Here is a 1,342-nt window from a genome sequence, read left to right on the forward strand (position 1 = left end):
AGATTACCTTCAGGTAGGTTAGCTACTTACCTACTTGAATTAAACAATAGCCCTGAGTTTTACTCTGCTGTGTTTGACAGGCTTCAATCGCTGCTTGATTCTTCAAGATTATTTGATACATTTGCTTACCCTCTTGGGATTTTGCCCATTGGAGAATCTTAAGATCGTTACGTGAGACTACTACTGACTGATTCGTTCCTATATTTTGCACCAGATTCCATGTGGTCAGCGAACCCAGCAAGGTACTGCCAGCCGCCACTAACCCACACACCAGAGATACTGTTCCTAACCCCCAGCCGGACTGCACTTTCATCCCTGCGCCGGTGGGCTTGATTTTTTTGATCTCATCGCGTACAGCATTTGACACAACTGTATAGTGCATTGACTCGGCTTGTTTGCTTGTCTTCTCAAGTTTTTGGTCTATCAGTGCCGCCCATGCTTCTATCATTGCCTCCATTCTTGCCTGGAGGTCTATGATCGTTTCTTCATATCTGCCTAGTGTCGCCATCATCCTAAACGTTGGATCATCGGGTGTGATTCCTAGCTGATAAGCCCCTTCAACTATGCGCTTCTGTTCTGAAGGGGAATAGCCTTGTAATATTTCTTGTGCTGTCATTAGTCTAGTCCTAAATTTTTAACAAGTTGTAATACTAACGCTACTGACTGAGCCTCCAGTCTTGCTTGGAGGTCTATTATGCTTTCCTCGTAACGCCCTAAAGTTGCCATCATTCTAAAGGTTAGATCGTCTGGTGTGATTTGTAGCTGATAAGCTTTTTCAACTATGCGTTTTTGTTCCAATGACTGAGCCTCCAGTCTTGTTTGGAGGTTTGTTATAGTTTCCTCGTAACGCCCCAAGGTTGACATTATCTCAAATGTGAGGTCATTTGGTGTGATTCCTTCTTTTGCTGTCATTAATCTAGCCCTAGATATTTAATAGCCAAATTGTTATTCATTACTGAATGACGAAACTTTTTAATCCACTGAAAAATGAAGCTTCTCCAAAATAAAATTATTGAAAGATCCTGGCAAACTTGTGAATAAGGTTTATCAGTCTTTTCCATCGCTTGATAATGATTTCTATGTAGAGCCGTTAATTCTACTTCCGTACCTCCTATTATTAACAGCTTTTTCCGTATCTTCTCCTCATATTCTCTAAACTCTGGCGCAAAATGGTAATTTTTCACTACCACGTAGTTAGCGTTATTAGTCGCGTTCTGGATGATTGCATTTAAGTAATATATACAGTCTTCCCTGTGAGAAATAGGTTGAAGAAATGTTAAATTCCAGCCAAATTTTACTACAACCTCAAATAAGCTAGCATTTTCGATGTATTGAATTATTT

At 40.2% G+C, this 1,342-nt stretch carries 2 protein-coding genes and 1 pseudogene; all 3 read right to left on the minus strand.

Annotated elements, in window-relative coordinates; all coding sequences use genetic code 11:
* Positions 1 to 22 precede the first annotated feature (22 nt).
* Positions 23 to 616, minus strand: coding sequence for a DUF6753 family protein (locus ACWATR_RS40075; RefSeq protein ID WP_460345962.1), 594 nt, complete (start codon positions 614 to 616; stop codon positions 23 to 25).
* The gene (locus ACWATR_RS40080) at positions 616 to 912 is read right to left on the minus strand and encodes a hypothetical protein (RefSeq protein WP_460345965.1); all 297 of its coding nucleotides are present in this window, start codon (positions 910 to 912) and stop codon (positions 616 to 618) included. The genes ACWATR_RS40075 and ACWATR_RS40080 overlap by 1 nt, the downstream gene beginning before the upstream one ends.
* Positions 912 to 1,342, minus strand: a pseudogene (locus ACWATR_RS40085) (hypothetical protein); the annotation flags it as partial. The gene ACWATR_RS40080 and the pseudogene ACWATR_RS40085, both read right to left, overlap by 1 nt.

The sequence above is a fragment of the Nostoc sp. UIC 10890 genome (assembly GCF_054786515.1).